The sequence below is a fragment of the Bacteroides luhongzhouii genome, assembly GCF_009193295.2.
In the GTDB taxonomy this organism is placed as follows: domain Bacteria; phylum Bacteroidota; class Bacteroidia; order Bacteroidales; family Bacteroidaceae; genus Bacteroides; species Bacteroides luhongzhouii.
This window is the reverse complement of sequence record NZ_CP059973.1, coordinates 2,414,701-2,438,785: the sequence shown is the minus strand read 5'-3', so window position 1 is coordinate 2,438,785 and position 24,085 is coordinate 2,414,701. Positions and strand designations below refer to the sequence as shown.

Annotated in this window: 10 protein-coding genes; all 10 read right to left on the bottom strand. The window is 42.1% G+C overall.

The genetic code is table 11. From position 1 onward, the window contains the following. Positions 1–41: 41 nt before the first annotated feature. Positions 42–2,399, bottom strand: coding sequence for a GH92 family glycosyl hydrolase (locus tag GD631_RS08810; RefSeq protein ID WP_143259096.1), 2,358 nt, complete (start codon positions 2,397–2,399; stop codon positions 42–44). Positions 2,400–2,407: 8 nt separating this feature from the next. Then, the gene (locus GD631_RS08805; protein WP_143259095.1) at positions 2,408–3,205 is read right to left on the bottom strand and encodes a basic secretory family protein; all 798 of its coding nucleotides are present in this window, start codon (positions 3,203–3,205) and stop codon (positions 2,408–2,410) included. Positions 3,206–3,218: 13 nt separating this feature from the next. Further along, positions 3,219–5,561 (bottom strand): GH92 family glycosyl hydrolase, encoded by a 2,343-nt coding sequence (locus GD631_RS08800; protein ID WP_143259094.1) that lies wholly within the window; start codon positions 5,559–5,561, stop codon positions 3,219–3,221. A gap of 6 nt (positions 5,562–5,567) precedes the next feature. Then, positions 5,568–7,853 carry a GH92 family glycosyl hydrolase gene (locus GD631_RS08795; protein WP_143259093.1) on the bottom strand — a complete coding sequence of 762 codons (2,286 nt, stop codon included), beginning with the start codon at positions 7,851–7,853 and terminating at the stop codon, positions 5,568–5,570. Between the two features lie 307 nt (positions 7,854–8,160). Further along, on the bottom strand, positions 8,161–9,786 hold the full coding sequence (locus tag GD631_RS08790) for a RagB/SusD family nutrient uptake outer membrane protein (RefSeq protein ID WP_143259092.1): 1,626 nt from the start codon (positions 9,784–9,786) through the stop codon (positions 8,161–8,163). Between the two features lie 27 nt (positions 9,787–9,813). Further along, positions 9,814–12,951 (bottom strand): SusC/RagA family TonB-linked outer membrane protein, encoded by a 3,138-nt coding sequence (locus tag GD631_RS08785; RefSeq protein ID WP_143259091.1) that lies wholly within the window; start codon positions 12,949–12,951, stop codon positions 9,814–9,816. Between the two features lie 282 nt (positions 12,952–13,233). Beyond that, positions 13,234–17,193 carry a helix-turn-helix domain-containing protein gene (locus GD631_RS08780; protein WP_143259090.1) on the bottom strand — a complete coding sequence of 1,320 codons (3,960 nt, stop codon included), beginning with the start codon at positions 17,191–17,193 and terminating at the stop codon, positions 13,234–13,236. A gap of 202 nt (positions 17,194–17,395) precedes the next feature. Next, positions 17,396–20,149: a GH92 family glycosyl hydrolase gene (locus GD631_RS08775; protein WP_143259089.1), complete on the bottom strand. Its 2,754-nt coding sequence runs from the start codon at positions 20,147–20,149 to the stop codon at positions 17,396–17,398. Positions 20,150–20,303: 154 nt separating this feature from the next. Continuing rightward, positions 20,304–21,695 (bottom strand): alpha-L-fucosidase, encoded by a 1,392-nt coding sequence (locus GD631_RS08770; protein WP_143259088.1) that lies wholly within the window; start codon positions 21,693–21,695, stop codon positions 20,304–20,306. A gap of 50 nt (positions 21,696–21,745) precedes the next feature. After that, positions 21,746–24,067: a GH92 family glycosyl hydrolase gene (locus GD631_RS08765; RefSeq protein WP_255436132.1), complete on the bottom strand. Its 2,322-nt coding sequence runs from the start codon at positions 24,065–24,067 to the stop codon at positions 21,746–21,748. Positions 24,068–24,085: the final 18 nt, after the last annotated feature.

Here is a 24,085-nt window from a genome sequence, read left to right as displayed (position 1 = left end):
ACTATCAAACGGACTGAGTAATACTCCTTCAAAAGTCATTTTCACTGGTTTGATATACCCGTTTTCATCAAATTTGCCTGATATTTCATTGTCTTTCCAGGCAACGACAAAGAAGGGGCTACCGCTTCATCCGATACCGCACGCTTATAGTTCGGTTTACTGCTCATGACAAAACGTAGTTTCACGCCATCACGTATATCCTCATATTTCAAATAAGACTTGTCATACTTCTTGCCATTCACATACAACTCCTTTACATACACATTCTTCGGCGACCAATTATCTGCTACCATTTCAATAACCTTTCCGTTACTCATCCGAACAGTTATTGCCTCAACGCAAGGAGAACCGATGTTATACATATTGCTTGAAGGAGCTACCGGATAAAAGCCAATGCAATTGAACATATACCAAGCCGACATCTGTCCGCAATCGTCATTGCCACTTAATGCATCCGGAGTATCGCCATAGAAACGTTCAGCAATCGTCCGTACCCACTTCTGACATTTCCATGGTTCTTTCAAATAATTATAAAGATACGCTACATGATGGCATGGTTCATTTCCGTGCCAATAAGCTCCGATACGGCCTTGAATATCATGTGCTCCCGGAATGTCATCCGGCAACTCTACCGTGAACAGTTCATCCAACCGATTGCGGAACCAGTCTTCGCCAGTTTCGTTCATATATCCTTGTACATCTTGTGGTACATACCAGGTATATTGTACAGTAAAGCCTTCCGTAATATCCCCCCATCCATTTACAGATCCGGGACCTTGATAAGCTACCGGAGTAAACGGTGTACGCCAGTTTCCCTGACTGTCCTTGCCACGCATATACTTCGTTTCCGGGTCAATCAAAGTCTGATAAGAGAGTGCACGATTCAAGAAATAACGATAATCATCCTCTTTACCCAAAGCCTTGGCAGCCTGTGCCATGCAATAATCATCATACGCATATTCCAAAGTTTTAGATACTGATTCCGCCTCTTTATCGAAAGGTACATATCCCATCATACAATACTCCGGCAAACAGTCATAATTCGGATTCATCGCCGTGGTCTTCATTGCTTCATACGCACGTTCGTAATCGAACCCTTTCACTCCCTTCACAATCATGTCAGCCAACACGGAAACTGCATGATAACCAATCATACACCAAGTCTCATTTCCATAAAACGACCAGATAGGCAGCATTTTCTCCACACTTTTATCATAATGAGCCAGCATTGAATTGGCAATATCGGCATTCACTTCCTGCTGAACCAGATTGAACCAAGGATGCAAAGCCCGGTAGGTATCCCAAAGAGAGAATACCGTATAGTTGGTAAATCCTTCGGCTTTCTCTATATTTTTATCTAATCCGCGAAATTGCCCGTCTGCATCCTGAAAGATAAACGGATGCAAAGCCGCATGATAAGCCGACGTGTAGAATGTTCTTTTCGTTTTACGGTCGGAAGTAATCTTATATTTTCCAAGTTCTTTTTCCCATAGCGCTTCTCCTTTGGCTTTCAGATCATCGAAAGTGAGTCCGGCAAGTTCTGCCATATTGTTTTTCGCCCCGTTTGTGCTGACCGATGAAATAGCTGTTTTTACAATCACTTCCTCTCCGGCTTTTGTATCAAAAGAGATGCAAGCCATCAAATTCTTTCCCCAAGCCTCATAACTGCTACGAAACCGGGAGGTATTGTAAATCACCGGCTTCTTATTCTGCATAAAGCGCAAACCGGTCAACTTCTTAGAGAAAGTAGCCGTGAAATAGATATGCCGTTCCGGTCCCCAGCCTTTTACCAGTTTATATCCGGTGATGGTAGAATCATTTTCCATGCGCAGATTCGCCCATTCACAAGATTGCCATAAAGTATGGTTCATATCGATCATAATAAAAGCTTTATCCGATTGAGGATAGGTGAAGCGAAACATACCACTACGTACCCCCGACGTCATTTCAGCCTTTACTCCATAATCTGCCAGTTCAACCGCATAATAATTAGGTGACGCCCATTCCTTTTCATGAGAATAACGTGAGCGATATCCCTTTTCCGGCTCCTCACGTGTCCCCGGATCCAGTTTCATCTCTCCTGTTCCGGGAATAAACAAAAAGTCTCCCAAATCAGGTATACCGGTCCCGCTTAAATGAGTCAGACTGAATCCCAACAAGGTGGAATGATTATATTTATAACCGGAAGCCGCATCATAGTATTTACTATCTGTGTCCGGACTCATCTGAATTCCCCCGAAAGGAATCTGTGCACCCGGATACACATTGCCATAACCATCTGTTCCCACAAATGGATTCACATAATCAATCAGTTTCTCGGTTTGAGCCATGCCCGGCAAAATACTCACCAGACACGACCAAACCAAAAACAATCTCTTTTTACCCAATCTACTAACCATATTTATTCTTATTGTGCTTGTATATCTCCTACCGCAACTTGATATTCATGCCACAGTTCATCAATATTATATTCGTCTCCCAAAACATGCTTGATAGCACCATCAAACGACCAAGGCACCACCTCCAATGTACTCCGGTTGAACTTACGCAGGAATTCAGGATCTTTGTTGTCACGTAACCACACGAAGAAATAACCCGCCGTACGGTATCCATCCATATAATTTCCACCTTTCGGACGGGCATTCGGTCCGTCAAATCCTCCATTGGCAACCCGCACAGCATCTGCCATTCCCTCAATAAATGCCCAGAACACACGATTGGTTCCATAAGAGCCGATTCCCTGCGGCTCCAGCTGATATGCGTGCGTCAATTCATGCAAGAGTACCCCGCGTGTTTCAAAAAACAACTTCGCCGTATCATTCGCTGCAAAAGATTTTTCAATGTGACGTGTACTGTAGAAAATCGTCACATCACCATTACCACCACCTTTCGCAGAAATACCGTTGATATCTTCCAATGTATAATGTATCTTGTGCACTGCAGGAATACTATCTTCCGGAGAATTGTAAAGAGTAGCTAATACAGTACGTGCCTGTTCCTTGATGTACGATTCAGCATCGGGAATGATCCGGTGGTAAATGTCCGATCCCAGCGTTTCCGGTGCTTTGTCCTCAAACAATACAGCACCTGTATTGTACTCTTTCCATACATCAGAATTATCCTTCACCTGTTTTTGCACACTTGCAGCACAAGCCCCCATACCTATCAGCAGGCAGGCTGCATAGATTAAATGTATCTTTTTCATATTTCTTTATTGATTATTTGTTGATTCCATTAGTTAATGAATAAGGTTTATCCTCCGGTGATAATCCGCGGCGTTTGTTAGGTGACGCACCCATCTTGAATTCAAGCACGCCTCCTTTCAAAATGTCTTCATGTGTAATATACATCTTGTCGTATACTTTGCCGTTCAATTTCAGCGACTGCACGTAACGTTTCTTGTCGCTGACACCCGGCGCTTTGATCTCCAATGTCTTTCCATTAGGAAGCGTCATCTTCAGATAAGGCAGGTAGGGCGCTCCCAATACATACTGGTCTGTACCAGGACAAACCGGATAGAAGCCCATCACGGAGAAAAGGTACCATGCTGACATCTGTCCGCAATCATCATTTCCACCCAATCCGTTAATATCATTCTTATACATCTTATTCAGAATCTCACGCAGCCAGTACTGCGATTTCCACGGCTGGGAAGTCCACGCATATAGATAAGGTACATGGTGGCTCGGCTCATTACCATGCACATATCCGCCTACCAAACATTCTTCCGTAATATCCTCATTATGTTCATAGTACTTCTCCGGCAAATGCATGGAGAACAGTTCATCCAGTCTCTGCACGAATGTCCTTTCTCCTCCCATCAGGTCGATCATGCCAAATACATCGTGCGGCACATGAAAAGAGAAATTCCATGAATTGCCTTCGATAAAACCTTCACCATAGGTTTGCAATACATCAAACTCTTTCTTGAAAGAACCGTCACTATAACGAGGACGTGCAAAACCAATACTTGTATCATAGATAGTACGATAATTGAGGGCACGTTTCCGGTAAGTCTCCGCTATTTCCTTGTTACCTGCCTTCAAAGCTGTCTGATAAATAGTCCAATCATCGTATGCATACTCCAAAGTAGAAGAGGCTGCTGTACCACTTTTGTCAAGCGGAATATATCCCAGCTTCATATAATCGGCTATACCTTCATAATACGGAACGGTGGATGTACTGACCATTGCCGCCAATGCCTCATCTACATTCGAAAAGACACCTTTGGTTATTGCATCCGCCAGTACAGACACAGCATGATAACCGCTCATACACCAGTTTTCATTTCCCATCAGACTCCATACCGGCAACATTCCGTGCACGCTTTGTTGCTCATGTTTAATCATGGATTCCACCATATCCGCATTGCGTCCCGGTTTCACCAGATTCAGGAAAGGATGTTCCGCACGATAGGTATCCCAAAGGGAAAATATAGTATAGTTGGTGAATCCTTCCGCCCGGTGTATGTTATGATCCAGCCCACGATAGGAACCGTCTACATCCATATACACAGACGGATTAATCATGGTGTGGTAAAGGGAAGTATAGAACATTGCTTTCTGATCGGGCGTACCTTCGATCTCGAAATGATCCAGTTCGCTATTCCAGTCTGTCCGAGCAGTTTCCGCCAGCTGTTCGAAACTCTTTCCGGAAGCCTCGGCACGCAGATTCTGAATGGCCCCTTCCGTACTGACTGCCGACAATGCCACTTTTACGACCAGTTCCGAGTTGTTAGCGGTATCGAAGTTAAAGTAAGCCACAATTTTTCGACCTGTGATTTCGGGGAAGTTCTTTTCCAACTTGAAACGACGCCAAAAGCCATTGTACAATACTTTTTCCTTATCCTTATATCCGTAGTCTTTAATCGGCTGTGACAAAGAGATAGCAAAATAGGTATAATTCGTGCGCGCCCATCCGTTGGTGATACGGTATCCGGTCAACAAAGTATCGTTTTCTACCCTTAAATTAGCCCATAGTACTTTGCCGTCATAATTATAAATACCATGCACCAGATCCAAAATCAAATGCCCATCTTTTCCTTTCGGGAAGGTATATTTATGTATGCCCGTCCGTTGTGTTGCTGTCAGTTGGGCCTTAATGCCATAATCGTCCAGTATCACTTCATAATATCCGGGAACAGCCTTTTCTGTAGCATGGTCAAAACGTGAACGGTATCCCTCTTCCGGGTAATCCGCCCGTCCGGGATTTAACTTTACATCGCCAACAGCCGGCATCAACAAAATGTCTCCCAAGTCAGAATGTCCCGTACCACTAAGATGAGTGTGACTGAAGCCAACAATAGTCTTGTCTCTATATTGGTAACCGGCACAATACTCGTAGGCATTTTTCTGATAAGCTCCATTTACATTATGCGGAATTGTGTCTGTGTCCGGACTCAACTGTACCCATCCGAAAGGAGTGCAAGCACCGGGAAAGGTGTGCCCCATCCCATTAGTCCCGATTATCGGATTCACATAGTCCACCGGTTGTTGAGCTATGGCGGACAAAGTTGCTGCCGCCATAGTCACCATCAATACTTTCTTTCTCATATTATTCATAGCTGCTTACTTTACGTCACGAGAGAATGAATATGGGAAGTCTGATTCGTTGATACCTCTTCCCTTATTCGGTTTGTTATCCATATCAAACACCAGACGCCCGCCTTTCAACAGATCGAAATGGTTCAGATAATTCTTTGTATAATTCTTGCCATTATAATTCAATGAACGAATATAACGATTATCATCGTTATTCTTCGGGGCGGAGATTTCCAATTTCTTACCGTTCTCCAGTGTAATCGTTGCTTTCTTAAAGTAAGGAGCTCCCATCACATATTCATTGCTGCCCGGACATACCGGATAGAAACCCAATGCGGTAAATACATACCAAGCCGAAGTCTGACCGTTATCTTCATCTCCACAATAACCATCCGGAGTAGGAAGATAGAGGCGGTTCATCGTCTCACGCAACCAATATTGGGCTTTCCAAGGCTCGCCAGCATAGTTATACAAGTAAATCATGTGCTGGATAGGCTGGTTGCCATGCGCATAGTTACCCATGTTAGCAATTTCCATTTCACGAATCTCGTGAATCACTCCTCCATAATAACTATCATCAAATACAGGAGGAAGATTGAATACAGAATCAAGCATGCTGACAAACATCTTCTTGCCGCCCATCAGATCAACCAGTCCTTGTACATCGTGGAATACCGACCATGTATAATGCCAACTATTTCCTTCCGTAAAGGCATCTCCCCATTTAAAAGGATTGAAAGGAGTCTGGAAAGTTCCATCGGAATTCTTTCCCCGCATCAACTTAGTTTCCGGATCGAACAGATTACGGTAGTTCTGGCTCCTTTTCTTATAAACATCCAGTTCTTCTGCCGGACGACCTAATTTTTCACCCATACGATAGATGCACCAGTCATCGTATGCATATTCCAATGTGCGTGCCGCATTCTCATTAATTTTCACATCGTACGGCACATAACCCAGCTTGTTATAATATTCATATCCACGACGTCCGGTAGTAGAAACTTTCGGATGTACGCTATTGGCTCCTTTCAGTAGACCTTCGTACATTTTTTCTGCATCCGCTTTGGTTACATTCTTCATAAAGGCATCTGCTACTACAGAAGCAGAATTGTTCCCAACCATGCAACCACGATGGCCCGGACTTGCCCATTCGGGAAAGAATCCACTTTCAAGATAGGTATTCAACAGGCCTTCCTGCATCTTCTCACCCATTGAAGGATATATCAAATTAACAAATGGAAACAGGCAACGGAAAGTATCCCAGAATCCAGTATCGGTAAACATATATCCCGGACGGATTTCACCATTATAGGGACTATAATGTACTATTTCCCCCTTACTGTTTACCTCGTAAAACATACGAGGAAACAACACCGAACGATACAAGCAAGAATAGAACGTACGCATACGATTCTCATCGCTGTCTTCAACCTTGATACGCCCCAAGACATTGTTCCATGCCTTACGTCCGGCTTCTTTTGTCTGTTCGAAGGTCTTGTTTCCAATTTCTTTCAAATTCAGTTCTGCCTGTTCGGGGCTGATGAATGAGGATGCCACTTTTGCGTGTACTTGTTCTCCCTTCTTCGTCGAAAATCCAATAGCTGCACCGACATGATTGGATTGCAGTTCAAGATGTGTTTCAACCAAATGATAGTCTGCCCATACTTTATTAAAAGTAAAAGGCTTGTCGAACTCTATCACAAAGTAATTCTTAAAGTTTTGAGGAACACCGCCACTATTGCGTGTCGTATAACCGACTATTTTATTTTCTTCAGGAATCACTTTTACATACGAACCGCGGTCGAAAGCATCTACCACCACATAGGCATCAGAAGTTTCAGGGAAAGTGAAACGGAAATATGCACAACGTTCTGTCGGAGCTATTTCAGTTGTCATGTCATACTCGGACAAATAAACACTGTAATAATAAGGAGTGGCTTTCTCGGCTTTGTGAGAGAACCATGAAGCACGACTGTCCTGATCGATCTTCAACTGTTTAGTCATCGGCATGATTGAGAACTGGCCATAGTCATTGATCCACGGACTGGGCTGATGAGTTTGCTTGAAACCTCTGATTTTGTCGGATGCATAAGTATAAGCCCAACCGTCACCCATCTTCCCGGTTTGTGGCATCCAAAAGTTCATTCCCCAAGGCAACGCAATGGCAGGATATGTATTTCCATTGGATAGTGATATTTTCGAATCAGTCCCCATTAAAGGATTCACATAGTCTACCGGTTGCTTTTGCGCAAAAGTAGAGGAAGCTCCCAATAGCAGGGCTATTGCGAATGATAGTAGTTTCTTTTTATTCATGGTCTACGAATTAAGCTATTAATACTAGATTATCAAGTCTTTTTTATTTACGTTACAAATTAAAGCATCTTTCAGCAATTATCAGTCCTCTGATACGCCAAAATAAGAAAAAATAGCAGTATAGTCAATCAAAGGAAACGAGTGTCAACGAGAGTACAAGTTAAATAATTGAGAATCAACATATAATATTTATGTGCATACTACGAGAGTACAACCGGAAGACTAACTGTTTAAGCAATAGAGAGAGGATAATTTGCCTTTACCCTCTCTCCAATTCTATTAGAAACAAATATTTCTTATTACCTAATTAATTCCATCCCGGATTCTGATGTCCTTCCAAAGCTGGATTAGCCTGAATTTCATCCAACGGGATAGGCCATAATAAAGCATATTCGGGAATCGCACCGGCTCTTGTGCTTCCATCGGGCTTGTTTTGGATTTGAGCCGATGCAAGAGCAGTCCATTTCAATTTTCCTGATTCGGTAGATGCTTCCGGATACAAACGAGTACGACGAATGTCATCCCAAATCTTAAATTCCAACGGTAACTCATGCAAACGTTCAGTCAAAATCGATTGTATTAAATCGTTTCCTGTAGCCGTCTCATCTGCCAATCCAGCACGTTTACGCACTTGATTGAGATAATATTTAGCTCCACCGACAGCATTATCTTCATGGTTTGTACGTGCCAGACCTTCGGCTGCAATCAGCAAGACTTCCGCAAAACGGAATACCGGCATATTATAATCACCGTCGTGACCACTAATCAAGGCATTTTCATCAAACCATGCCCAGTTACCTGCATTGTTCAAAGTATAAGTTTTTCCTGCAGCATCGGTATATTGCTTAAAGAAGAACTGTTTCTCATGTCCCCGAATATCATTAGAGGCATAACTGTTAAGCAACATATCACAGGGAAGGTATGCATTATACAGCACGTCTCCTCCCGGATGGAACACTCCCCACTGAAAAGCATCTGTCCCGATAGAACGACAAGCATAAGAGTTACCTACACTATAATCACTATAATTGTATTCTTTAGCATAAATGATTTCAGCTGATTCTTTCGTTGTCTTAATCACATTATACGCAGAGTTCAAATCATCAGTCGTTCCATTCGGATGAATAAGTTCGTGAGGACTATCATTAATCACTTTCAATGCCATCTGTGCAGCTTTTCCATAATAGTCTGCCCCCCCGTTTAACGGTGCACCAGCCCATTGTAGATAAACTTGTGCCAGCAAAGTCTGCGCCATTGCTCTGGTAACATAACAGCCATTTTCATAGAACGTTTTATTCGGCAATGCATCTCCATTGACAATATCCAGTAAGTCGGCTTCAATCTTCTTATAGATCTCTTCGGCGGAAAGACGTTCTTTGTACATTCCTTCTGTAGAAGTGTAAGGTTCTGAAATATAAGGAACGCCACCAAATTCTTTGACTAGCCAAAAATACCCGTATGCACGGAAAAATTTACCTTGAGCCACATAATTATTAATAGTAGCCTCATCCAGCACACCGGTCATTGTCGGAATATTGGCTATAACAAAGTTGGCACGTGAAATACCTTTATAAAACTCATGCCAGTATTTCATTGCAATATCATCAAAAGATTCAATATTGAAGTTACACCCTTCGGATGCCGTAGTAAATGTTCTATCCTTACGCTTATCAACGTACAATCCGGACACAATACCACCCCACATTGTCGCTTTAGGAGTCCAGCCACCGCCTACATCAGTGTTGTGTAAATAAGGTACACCACCAAAATATAATGCGTTCACACCCGACTCCGCATCAGCTTTCGTCTTCCAGAATTGGTCAGATGATTTCATATCCAATGGTTCTTCTTTCAGAAAATCGTCGCATGAATTCAACAATACAGAAAGTGAACACATACAAAATGCAGATATATATACTTTTAATAGTTTCATAATTCTTATGGTTTTTATAACGGTGAATTAAAATGCTACATTAAGACCGAACGTAAACGTTCTCGGACGCGGATAGGTGAAGAATTGGCGGTTAGCCCCCCATTTGTTGTCACCTAAACGAGATGAGTTATCCGGATCGTATCCGTTATAGTCCTTAGAAGTAATCAGGAACGCGTTATTCACATTCGCATACAAACGCAATGAAGACAGACCGATCTTCTTAATCAATGTTGGATTGAAGGTATATCCGAGCTGAATCATGTTACAACGCAAATAAGAACCATTGCAAACCCAGTCATCATCTGCCTGGTTATTAGCTCCCTGACCAAAGTTGTTCAGACGAATTGCCTGTTCTTTACCCGACGGATTGAGAGTTGGATGCCATGCTTCCTTATAAAGACGGTCTATACCGTTAGTCAGGAAACGGGCTACAGTAGAGTGATAATATTCTTGCATCACGTCTACCCCCCATGTAAACTGGAAGTCTAAAGTCAAATCGAATCCTTTATAATTGAAGGTATTGATGAATGAGCCCATCCAGTCAGGTAATCCGTTACCGATAATTTCGCGTTTCTTATAAGTTACCTTTTCACCGATAGTGGAAGGTATGTTCATTGTCTCCGGATCCCAGTTAGACGGAATACCATCGTAAATACCGGCACGCTTATAACCATAGAAAGAAGAAAGCTCTTCACCTTCACGGATCAACATATCGTAACCCACAAAACCGTCGGTTGTAATCTGACGCTTACCGGTGACAGGATCAACAGATGCACTTTCATCCAGTTTCTCTACACGATTTTTGTTAAAACCTAAATTAAGAGTGGAAGTCCACTGGAAATCATGTGTCTGAATAGGATATGCTGTAACCAGAATATCTACACCACGATTGGAAACAGCTCCAATATTATCCATAATGGAAGAGTAACCTGTTGATTCAGGAACCGGACGGTCGAGCAACAAATCTGAAGTATATTTATAATAATAGGAAATATCGAAATTCAGTCTGTTATTGAATAAACCCAACTCGAATCCTAAGTCCCACTGTCCAGTCTTTTCCCATTTCAAGTCAGGATTAGGCATATTATCCAGATAAGACACAACGTGCAAAGCATCACCAATAATCGTATTCGACTGGCTTACCGTGGCCAATGACTTATAAGTACCGATTTCCGAGTTACCCGTCACACCGTAAGACGTATGTAATTTTAGTTTGCTAATCAGCGAGTTGTCCTTCAAGAAGTCTTCATTAGAAATCATCCAGCCCAAACCTACTGACGGGAAAAATGCATATTTATTGTTCTGTCCAAACTTGGAAGAACCGTCATAACGACCGGTTACGGTGGCCATATACTTGTTGTCATAAGAATACGCCAGACGCAAGAAATAAGAGTTCATTGCCCACTTGTCGTAATCACTGCCAACAGAAGGACGATTCGTTCCGGAACCTAAATTATAATATCCGTAGAAGTCATCAATATATTTACTGTCGGAAGCTTCGAACTTGGTATATTTATACTCTTGCCAAGACATACCTGCCATCGCATTAATGTGATGTTTGTTTATATCTTTCACATAAGTCAAGTAGGTTTCTTCCTGCCAATACAAAGAATTGGAGTTATTTGCAGAAGCTGCTCCCTCGGAACTTTGATTAATCATCGGACGCGGAGTGAACGGCGTATAGTTAGCGTCACGATTATTGTGGTAATCGATACCGAACTGGGTCTTCAGATCCAATCCTTTCATGAGATGGAAAGTCAAAGCAGCATTACCAAAAATCTGCGTACGATATTGCATAGCCTGCATCCGTTCGAGCAACTCAACGGGATTACCTACACCTTCCGGGCTGAATCCTTGTTTTCCACTATTAGGGTCAGCCTGATTATTGAGAATAGAGCTTGTATTAATAATGTTCGTCTGTGTATATTCACCATCCAGTTTAACCGGTAAGAAAGGTAGTTGCTCAATCATTGTACGCAATGCACCTTGTCCGTAAGGGTTATCAGAAGTTCTATTACCCCAAGTATGATTTACCAATAAATTGACGGAAGTAGACAGCCAATCGGTCGGTTTGTCATCATACGCCAGTTTTGCGTTAATACGTTTGAAGTAAGAGTTCAGCAAAATACCCTGTTGATCGGTATAATTGATAAATGCTCCGATAGACGATCCTTCTCCAGTACGTTGAATACTGATTTGGTGATTATGAGAAATTGCAGTGCGGGATGCTTCATCCTGCCAGTTGGTATTATATTTCGGAGAACCGTCTGCATTGAACAAACGTTCGTCAGTGAATATCTGCGACAGATCAGTTGTGAAGTTCTTACCTTGAAATTCGTTGGCATTTTCCAATCCCTGCTTGAAGGTAGACATCCATTCGTTAGCATCCATTACGTCTATTTTTCTAGCCATCTTACCGATAGACAATGAACCATCATAGGAAACATGGACTCCTTTTCCTGCATTACCGCGCTTGGTAGTCACCATGATAACACCATTCGCACCACGGGCACCATAGATGGCAGCAGAGGAAGCGTCTTTCAATACTTCGATAGATTCGATGTCATTCGGATTAAGCAACTCAAAGTTTGACATTACCACTCCATCAACTACATACAGCGGTGAAGCCGATGCGTTGATAGTAGAAATACCACGAATGATGACACGTGATTCTCCACCCGGCTGCCCAGTATTAGAGAAGATATTCACACCGGCCACTTTACCCTTCAATCCGTCAAGCGCATTAAAAGACTGCGCTTTCAGCATGTCTTTACCTTTGGCTGTGGAAATGGAACCTGTCAAGTCTGATTTGCGCATGGTACCATAACCTACAACTACTACTTCGTCCAGTGCTTTCGTATCCGATTGCAGAACTACGTTCAGAACATTGCTCTTTAATTCCGATACTTTAAATTCTTGTGTGATATAACCAATATACGAAAATACCAAGGTGGCATTGGAAGGAACAGAGAGGGTGTATTTACCGTTAATGTCAGTGATTGTTCCAGTACTGCCGTTTTTAACTTTCACCGTACCACTGATAACCGCCTCTCCTTGATCATCGGTTACCGTACCGGAGATTGATTTTACAGATTGAGCATTAATACTCAAACTCAACATCATACCTATTATAAATAAGGTAAGATACTTTAGTTTTTCATTCATAATTCCTTTAGTTTTGATTAGTAATAAGGTTAATCCCTTTTAAAAAGATTACTGCAAATAAAGGTTATTCAAATAAAAGGCAAATGCTCTACTTTGCCAAAAAAAAGGCAAAATAAAGATACATATCCAAAGCACAGAATGGTAAATTAGAGCACAAACTAAAGCACTAATAATCAATCGGATAAAATTATAAAAAGGTATTTAGAGCACAAGATAGTGACAAACAAATTAATAACAATGTTTCCCGATTAGTCACCTATACGAAAGAATTTAGCCTGACAATCAACATACATTTCGCTGTTCCCGATAATCTTTCGGTGTCATCCCGAATCGACGGGTAAATTCTTTATAAAAATAAGACCGACTGGAAATACCGACTTCCATAATAACATCTTGAATAGAGAGTTCTTCATCAAGTAACAGACGAGCTGCCTTTTCCATACGATAACTCTTTATTAATTCACCGGGAGCAGTGTTCGATATTTCCTTGAATTTACGATAGAACTGACGGGAACTCATTGCCATACGATCGGCTATCAACGTTGAACCCAATTCTTCCTTGTCCAGATTTTCTTCAATCACCTTTAACAGTTTGCGAATAAAATCAGCCTGTTCGGTAGTTGTACAGACAATTTGTCCCGCCAAATCTCCCAGTTCTTCCATATATATCTGCTTTGCTTCCCGCTTTCCATAAATAGCATTATGAACAACTTCCCGCAAGAATAATATATCATAAGGAAGTACAATATAAGAATCAGACCACAAGATCAGCTCCCGCTGAATGGCCGAACCAACTTTCCAGGTTAACAACGGAATAAAAGCCGTCTTTGAAAGCAGGGTACGATTCCGACTAACATACTCCATAAAAGTACTTTCAGCATTCGCATACATTGTCATATCCACTAGTAATAGAGCCGGAGCCGACCGGCGAATTTCTTCAAAAGCAAGCTGCACACTCTTTACTTGATGAACCACGTATTCATCAGCCAGGAAATTACTAATTAACCAAGTCATTTCGTCTCTGTCTTCCAACAAAAGCACAGTTTTCTTCCCTTGTTCACCTGCCACTGTCAAAACCGCCGGTTCAAAGATAATCGTCAACCGGCTGCCACTCTCATCAGTATCACAACGAAGAACGGCATGAATACGTTCCAAAGCTGACCGTACAAAACCTAATAGTAAATGTACAGCAAACACATGATCAGAATCTTTCTCCGTTACTGAAGAAGCTTTATCAGAAAGGTATTCATACAATGCTTTCACAGTAGCATCTTTAGAAGAAAAATGTAGCTGCATCTTGCCATCCTGTTCTGACATTTCTACTATTACGCCATGGGTACCTTTCATTTCAGTAATCCGTAGGTAACAGCAATAAAGGATGCTGTACAATGCGTTCTTGTAAACAGGAAATGTTAAATGTTCCGGAATCATTGACGATATAGAAGAATGATCAATCCCTTGTTCTTCTAACGTACGTAATACCTCTTGAGAAACTCCCTGTATACTCATACGTGCAGAAACAATAAACCGATCCGGAAAGAATTGTTTAAGTTCTTCCAAACATAGAGTGTCAGGATTAAGAAGTGCGGTCATCACCGTTTCGCGTATCAGTGACACTTTCTCAAGACACTGCTCATAAGAAAGATTCTCTGCACGCAATTGGTCACAATAATTATAAATAAGAGTAAAATCTTCAAGTATCCTACGGTCAGTATAAACGGTTTCGGATTTCCGGCAACTTTCTGTCCCCATCAGTGTTTTCATCATCCGTTCCTGAAGGTAGTTTTTACGTAGCAAATATATCACGTACCCCAACAGCAACAGGAAAATAATAAAATAAACAAAATAAGCCGGCACTGAACGATACCAGGGAGAGAGGATATATACCGGAATAGAAAAATGCCGATATTCTGTATCAAACACATCTCTCTTATAACGTACCTTAAAGATATAATCACCAGCCGGCACTCCCGTATATGAGGCCTCATTAATACTACTAAAAGATGTCCAGTCTTTATCATATCCTTCCAACTGGTAAGAGTATTCTATGTCTTCTCCTGATAAAAAATCCGGAACAACAAAAGAAAGTGCAAACGAAACCTCCGTCCCCTTCAACTGCAACGCCTTACCATCATCCGTATAATAATCTCCATCTCCCCGAACCACTTGCGTATGTCCAACAGTCAACTTACGCAACAAAATATCCGGATAAAATTCCGGAGCAGCCTGCACCTCTTTATCCAGATAAAGCAACCCGTCAATCCCACCGAAAAAAAGTTCCTGTGTATATGGACACATATAATAAGCATCATCACTAAACTCACCGATCTGAACACCTGCACTGTAAAAGTAAGCATGTGATGAGCCATTTATCGGATTATATTTAATCAGTCCCCGATTCGTACCAAGCCATAAGAGTCCGTTTTCATCTTCAAGTACACCATGAATCATATCATTAAGCAAACCTTGCTCCCGTCCGATATAGGTAGCTTTCATCTGTTTCCCATTAAAATTCAGACATACCAATCCTGATGTTGTCCCCACATACAACAGCCCTTCTTTGGTCCGATACAGACTAAGTACATCATCTACCGACTTATGAAGCATTTCTTTCAAAGAAATCACCTTATATTCTTCTGTCCGCTTATCAAACCGTACGAGTCCTTTCTCGCGGCTGCCAAGCCACAAAATTGAATCACCCTCGGGCAGCATTGGATAGAACATCGTAATTTCTCGCTGACCATGAAAAAAATGATATTTTTTTTGCGACTTGAAACGAACGGCACCTGCCTGCTTCTCAAGTACCAGTTTATGAAAACCGGAACCGGCTGTCACCACATAAAGTACACTATCATTTTCCTCATAAATACCATGTATCTCGGTGGGTTGTGCCGGCAGGTTCTCTACAGAATGCAAAGCTTGATCTTCAAAAGAATAATAGAAAAGTCCCGGATCACCAGATCCTATCCAAAAACCATCCATGTAACGGCTTTGAACCAATTTATAAACGGGGAATTCTTTATTCCACCGTATATAAGACGCAACACTTTGTTTGCCTTCAGGAGAATAGACTGTAACCGCAGAAGCCTCTTCACTCTTACGATAATCCGGTACATACAACAGTCCATCACCTTTCGTCCCGAACCATAGCCCACCACAATTGTCTGTCATAACAGAACGTACCTGCCTACTTAAATTAGGTGACAGTTGATTGAGCATCAAATTGGTGGCAATAGAATATTTTTTCGCATACATAATCGTCCCTTGTCCGTCTGAAGCAACCCATAACACATTCTGATGAGGATCTCGATAAATATTGTATATACGTACATTCCGGTCGATCACTTCTTCTTTATATTTTTGTGATGTACGGAGACGGACTAACCCATTCGTTCTAAACCCAATGATAATATCTTCATAGAAAAGAGCTATTCCTGCAATTGTTCCATACTTTTGCACTAATGAAGAAAGGTTACGAATATAAATTTTAGATTGTCGGGAAATATCATAAACATAAAGATCATGTTCACTATCGATAAAACAAAGAACACCATTTTGATAAAAGACATCTGCAATAGGTTTTGCATGAAAATTAGTAGATGAAACAGTTGAATGAATTGATAATGTGTCACAATCAAAAGCATCCTGCGAAACCTGTAACAGCTCCCCTGTATATTGAGTAAAAATCCACAAAACGCCATCATCCGTTACGAATGCCCGTCTATCCATATCCTCTACAGATACTTTCAAATTCTTAATCTGTACAAACCGTTTGTAAGATGTATTATAATAGAAAATCCCATTATGACTCACCACCCATGTGTTTCCTTTAGAATTGGAATGTAGATAATAATCATCTGTAAAGTCATAATATCCGACAACTTGCCGCGAATCCTGTGAAAGACGATTGATCCCCAAATGTGTAGAAATCCACAAACAATTATTATCTGCCTGCTGAATAGAATGGATTACATTATTACTCAAAGCTTTGGGGGCTGAAAAATCAGAACGAAAAACTTCCATGTTTCTGCCGTCATAACAATTGACACCATCGTATGTACCGAACCACATCAACCCTGTATTGTCTTGAAAAAGACAAAGCACAGCACTATTGGATAATCCTTGCTGATAATCTACTTTCCGGAAGATATATGAATCTTTACCGCCATCTGCTTGACAGACCAATGAATAAATCAATAAAACAAAAGACAAAATCAAGCGTATTTTCATTGTGTTAATCATTAATATCATCTATTAAATATCAGGCAATCGCTTATATGTTTTGTTTCGCTACACGAAAAAAAATTGCCACTAATAATCGATGTCTTTAATTCACTTCACACAAAGATACGTTTTTATACGGAAAATGCAATCTATTTTATCAAATAGACGCATTTCCAAACATATTAATACCCCCAATTAAACAAATTCCATTAATATTTCACTACAATACTCCCCATTGTATATTGGGTGTGTCCCCCAGCCACAATTCAAGTATCCCCCCTTGTGCCAACACCATATGAGGAAGTTGATAAGAATTATACTCTTTACCATTCAACCGGGCACGCTGTATGTAACAATTCGTTGAAGAATTATTGTATGTCTTGATTTTGAAAGTTCTCCCCTTGTAATATGCAGTATCCAGTTGTATTGTCACTTCGTCAAAAATAGGACTAGTGATATCATACACCGGATTTTGCCGGGAACCTCCGTCAAGACTGAATAATCCCACTGCCATCAAAACTCCTATGCCTCCCATCTGTCCCTGATCTTCATCGTGACCGCCATAACCTTTATCCGGAGTAACAGCTCCGTAAGCTTGTTCCTTCACCCTACGCACCCAATATTGCGTCATCCACGGCTTTCCGACATGAGAAAAGACATGAGCATTAGAACATCCCGGCTGATTGGCATAACTAACGGTTCCACTTCCATAACCATATACAAAATCCATGGAAGAAGCCTGTTCAAAAGCATAATTCAGCATAGAACACAAGCTATCATTTCCTCCCATAAGTTCCGCCAAACGAGGTATATCATGTGAAATACCGAATGTAGCTTGCCATGCATTAGCTTCTATATACCCGCTGCCACTTGTCAAATCAGTATGTAACCAAGTGCCGTCTTTACGTCGCGGCAGAATCAACTTCTTTTCGTTATTAAAAGAAGTCCACCAGCCCGATGAACGCTTACGGTAATAAGCATAATCTTTCTTCATTCCCATACGGTCAGCCATTTCACTCAAAGCCCAATCTTCAAATGCCCATTGTATAGTCAATCCCGCATTATCCGGACAATAGCCATACTGCACATAAAAGTCTAATTCATTATCCATATCCAACGCTAACATACCACCTTTAGCATGATTTTTTTTCATCGCTTTATAACCGACTTTAGGTGACCATTTATGGGTAATATTTCTCTGATATGCACTTGTAATAAGCGATGTAGCAGGACAGCCGCTCATTATGTAAGAATATCCACCGGCACAAGGTCCACGTGGTAATAAATCACCATTCAGATCATATTCGATAAGAGAAGCTGCAAAATCATCCAAAACAGACGGATAAGCTATTCCCCAAAGTGTATTAAGATTCCATTGAGTTAACCAAAATGCATCAGAATTATACATATGATGTATCGATTGTCCGTTCTTATCTTTCCTAAGCTGCTTCACAGTCATTTGAGCCTGTAAAGTATGTGTTCCTTGGCGCACACCCTGTGTATAATCCGGATACTCTCCATTAAAATCGTCTATTTTATGGCGTCCCAAAAGTGTATGCCACAAATCTGTATAAAATTTCTTTTTCTGTACATCAGTACCTCCTTTTACATCTATCTTACCTAACCACTCATTCCATTCTAACTGCGATTCCCGACGAATACGATCAAAATCCCAATGATCACAACCCTGTTCCAGGTTCTCTTTCGCATTATCTACACTGACATAAGAGATAGCCATCTTAACTTGCAACCTATCCCCCGCTTCCATTTTATATTTAGCAGAAACACCAGATGTAGACGCGTCATAATAAGACCATCCTGCAACCTGCGGTTTGCTATCCATAGTACCTTGTATTTCATTAATATCATGTTTGTAATCAGTGCCTGCCCATCCGTCTAATTCATTGAAAGGACGATCGAATTGAGCAACAAAGAATATTTTGACCACATCAGGACCTCCCCACAAACGTCCCATAGTATCAAAAGATCCACTAATTTCATTTGGTCCACTACGTTTTACCTGAGCGTTAACCATCGTAGATGTCCCTACATACCCACCCAAGTTGAGTAGAATATCCGCTTCGCAATCTTTGGTATATGTCAATCTATAAAAGCTGGCACGGTCTGTCGCCGTTTGTTCTACCCATGTATCATATTTTTCTAAATAAAGACGATGGTATCCCGGCTGCACCACCTCTCCGTCATGACTAAATGGTGATTTCCAATGCTGCTCTCCTAATGTTGGATCAATTCGCCCGGTGGTTGGCATGAGAGTCAGTCCAGATAACATCCAACAATGTACTTGCGGAAACCCCAGTACTTCCGTAGAATTATAATTATATCCTCCTCCATATTGATTTTTATTGCGGGTTAAAGGTGCAGCTCCAATCATACCAAAGGGCTGGTTGCCTGTGATAAAAAAGAAATATCGTCCGCGAGCTGATTCGATGTAAGGATCTACCCAGGAAACATAATCTTCATAATTTTCCGGAGCCGGATAAACTTCTATCTCCGACAAACCAAGATGTTCTCCATCTCCATCGGTTACCTCAAAACGAAGCCACCGAGTTTTTCTTGCTGGAAATGTGACAACTTTGGGTCTACCGTCATTAGCGATTTCCCAAACATTGATACGACTACCATCACTAAAATGAAGAATACCGCTTGCTGTATGTGTTTTCTCTTCCGGGCGATCGTATAATACCACCTTATCAATATACACTTCTTGGTCCCAATCCAATTGGATCCAAGGATAATCTATTGCTCCCCAGAAAGTCTCTACACTTTTAGAAGCCCATTCTCCCTTTCCTATAACGCGAATCTGTCGATCAGTCACATTTTCCCCTTTGTGAAATTCATCAAGTACGGAAGATGCACTTACCCGGCTTTGTGGTGCTATATTATATGGAGAAGCATACACCATACACATAAAAAATAACGCTATAAGAAAAACCGGTAATCGTAATATAGCCATAATTATTGATTATACATTAATAAGTTTTTCATTATTATCTCCTGTCTGTCTGGTACATAATCCCTGAAGTCACCAGACTCAAACAATCATGTACCAGACAGCGAAGAAAAGCAGTGTTCAGTTTAAATTTCAAACAATGCTTACTACAACAATATTATTTTCGTTCGCAATATATACCAAACTCTGCAATTGAGGCAGTACCATTCGATTTTTGTACTTTCATGCGTACTGCATCTCCCCATACAGTATCGAAACGATGAATCTTCACACGCTGAGAAGTAGGTGCTTTACCTTCAAACAGCGTTTTCCAAGTATTACCTGTGCGATATTCAAGGCTATATTCTTGTAAACGATCATTATTACGATCAGTAATGACAATCATATTGAAAGGTTTCTCACGTTCAAGTGTAACCGAGTACCAAGGGTCTTTCACATTGTCGTTGCAGTTCCAGCAAGTACCGAAATCGTCATCGTTTGCAAAATCAAAAATAGCGTAGTCACTGCTCCAAGCACCTTCTGCCGGACGATATTTGGCTATGTTAGAAGCAATAATGGGAGCGTCACATGCCGGCACATCAGCCACATAGCCGTCATTCTTCCATAGCTTTCCGATTTCTTTCAATGCCTTCAAAGCGTTGGCATCAAACAGACCGTCTCTATTGGGAGCTACGTTCAGAATAAAGTTGCAATATGCCTTTCCCATCGGAATAATATTATCGTTTACCATTTGTGCCGGAGATTTCACCGGAGTAGTCGGGAAACTTTCTTTCCAGAACCAATTCTGCTGTAAAGGCAAGCAAGACAACGCAGGCAAGCGGTTCGTTTCCTTGGAGATGTGTTGTCCGGCTCCTTGTTCATAAGATTTGATATCCGTGTAGAACAAAGCTTCAGTAGGATATTTTGCAGCGTTCAGATCCATCACCAAACAATTAGGCTGAATCGATTTAATCAGACGATAGATATCCTCGAAAGGAACATCATCATAGGAGATACGCGACCAAGGTGCATCCCAACCATCAATAATGATAGCTTTGATTTCTCCGTAGTTTGTCAGCAGTTCACGGAGCTGTCCTTTAATCATCTCAATATGTTTCGGTGTAATACAGTTCGGACGCAAACGAGCGTGTGTGTCAAGGATAGAATAATAAAGCATTACTTCCAATCCTTCGGCACGGAACGCATCTGCATATTCTTTTACTACATCACGTTTGAAAGGGCTGCTCATTACGCTGTAATCAGTTGTCTTGGTATCCCAGATACAGAAACCGCTATGGTGCTTAGTGGTCAAACAGCCATAAGTCATGTTGGCAGATTTTGCAGCTTTTGCCCATTGTTTGCAATCCATTTTTTTAGGGTTGAAAAGTTCAGGAGAAGCATCCGGATCCGGCCAATCTTCATTGAAGAAAGTAGGCATGTTAAAGTGAATGAACATACCGCAACGAAGATTTACAAACTCCTGTTGTAATTGGTGTAGTGATTTGGTCTGAGCATTGGTATGCAGTGCTGCAACCATACACAAACAGATAAGTGCGAAAAGTTTTTTCATGACTCTCATTGTTTTTTGTAGTTATACATTAATAATTTGTTATCGGTTATTTAGTTATTTTTTAAAGAGTTTCCGGGCGTATCTCCCATTATCAGTTCGAGCGTTCCGCCTGCCACAATATCTTTAAAGTCGATGTAACATTTATCATACTCCTTACCGTTCAGACGGGCACGCTGTATATAGCAGTTCGTCTTCGAATTGTTGCGGGTCCGGACAACAAACTCTTTTCCTTTAAAGTAATCACTATCGAGCCGGATGCGCACTTCGTCGAATACGGGGCTAGTGATTTCATAGCGCGTTGTCGCCGGACAAGAGGGATGTATGCCGGCTGCCGCCAATACATACCATGCCGACATCTGTCCCACATCCTCATTGCCCACCATTCCTTCTACCGAGTTGTGGTAGGCATTCTCACAGATGCGACGTGTCCATTTCTGCGTCAGCCAAGGAACATTTAAGCGGTTGAACAGGAAAGGTACGAGATGCACCGGTTCATTGGCATGATTATAGTAATCATTCCAGCGGATACTCTCGGGAGCCTTGTCGAAAAGCGCAGTCAGCTCTGCCAATGCTTTCTCCTTGCCGCCCATGAGCTGCACCATGCCGTCAACGTCATGCGGAACAAACCAGCCCTGCTGATACAAGTTAGACTCTTCGCAGCCGAAACTGTAGGCTGTGCGCGCATCGTCACGCCAAGGGGCATATGCACCGTCTTCCTGACGCGGGTAAAACCATCCCACTTCCGGATTGAACGTATTACGGTAGTTCTGCCCCCGTTTGCTGTAAAATTGTGCATCGTCTTCGTGTCCCAAGACCTTGGCAAGCTGTGCAAGGCACCAATCAAAGTAAGCATATTCCAACGTCTTCGACACGCTCATCACCGAGTATCCTCGCTCACCATTGCCGAAACGTTCGGCAGTGTTGCGGGCATAGCGGTAGGCCTTTTCCACATCGTATTGACGGATACCTTTCAGATAGGCATCCGTCAATACAGATATCGCCGGATTGCCAATCATACAACCACTATAAGCATTCAGAAACTCCCAACGGTCGTAATATTCATGTCCACTCTCCTCGGCCAACGACACCAACGAGTTGATTTCATCGTTCACCATACGCGGGTTGATAATAGTCTGGAGTGGGAATTGGCTACGGAATACATCCCAACCGCTGAATATTGTACGTTTGGCAAAGCTTTCACTGCGATGCACCTTTCCATCTCCTCCCGTATAACGTCCGTCTACATCAGCTATAATACGAGGATCGATCATGGTGTGATAGAGGGACGTATAGAATATTGTCTTTTCATCCTCGCTTCCTCCTTTCACTTCCATTCGCGAAAGCTGACAGTCCCAACTTGCTACAGCCTCTTTGTGCACTTGGTTAAAGTCTTTTTGAGCAATTTCGCTGCGGTAGTTGCGTTCCGCACCGTCCATATCAACAAACGAAATACCCACCTTCATCGTCACTTCCTCGCCTGCCTGCGTAATAAACTCCGTAAAGAAGCCGATGTGCTTGCCTTCCATCTCACGCCCGCCTTTGGTAACGACAGCTTTCGACACCTGCGTCAGATAAGGTACGCTCACCACATCACCGTTTCTGCGGCTCCATCCGTCGGGGATGTCAGCACTCCAAAAACCGTAGTCCCTCAGCGGTTTACTGAACACGACATAAAAGTAAACGGTGTAGTTGGCTTGTCCCCAGCCGTCCCCCCAACCACCTCCTTCGGGTGTACACTTCATCCATCCGCAGATGGTATGTTCATCTTTTACCTGTACATATTGAGCCACAGAAGTACCACCTACACGCCGCGCCAAGTCTATCTGTATGCGCGACTGATTATGTTCAGGATAAGTGAACCGAAGCATACCGCAATGCGGAGCGGCTGTAGTTTCCACTTTAATATTATAGTCGGTCAAAGCCACACTGTAATATCCAACCGAAGCCTTTTCCGTCGCTTTATCGTAAGCCGAGCGATACCCCTGTATGGAGCCGTCTTCACGACCGGCTATGACCTGTAACCTACCAGTAGTGGGCATGGTCAGCAGATTGCCCAAGTCACCATACCAACCCACTCCGCTCATTTGTGTAAAGGCAAACCCCTCTATCGTTCGGTGTTCATCGCTGTAGCCCGGTGCATGGTCGCCTCCAGTTATCGTCTGAGGACTTACCTGAACCACCCCAAAAGGGGTGGTTGCTCCCGGAAAAGTCTTTCCCAAACCATGATAACTTCCGGCCAATTCCATACTGGTACTTGCTCCGATGAACGGATTGACATAACGAGACAAGTGTTTATCGGCTGCCATCCCTACACCATTTCCGCAGAGGGTGGCAAAAACGATAAGGCAAAGTATGTATTTCGCTGTTCTCACAATCTAAAAAAGTTAGTT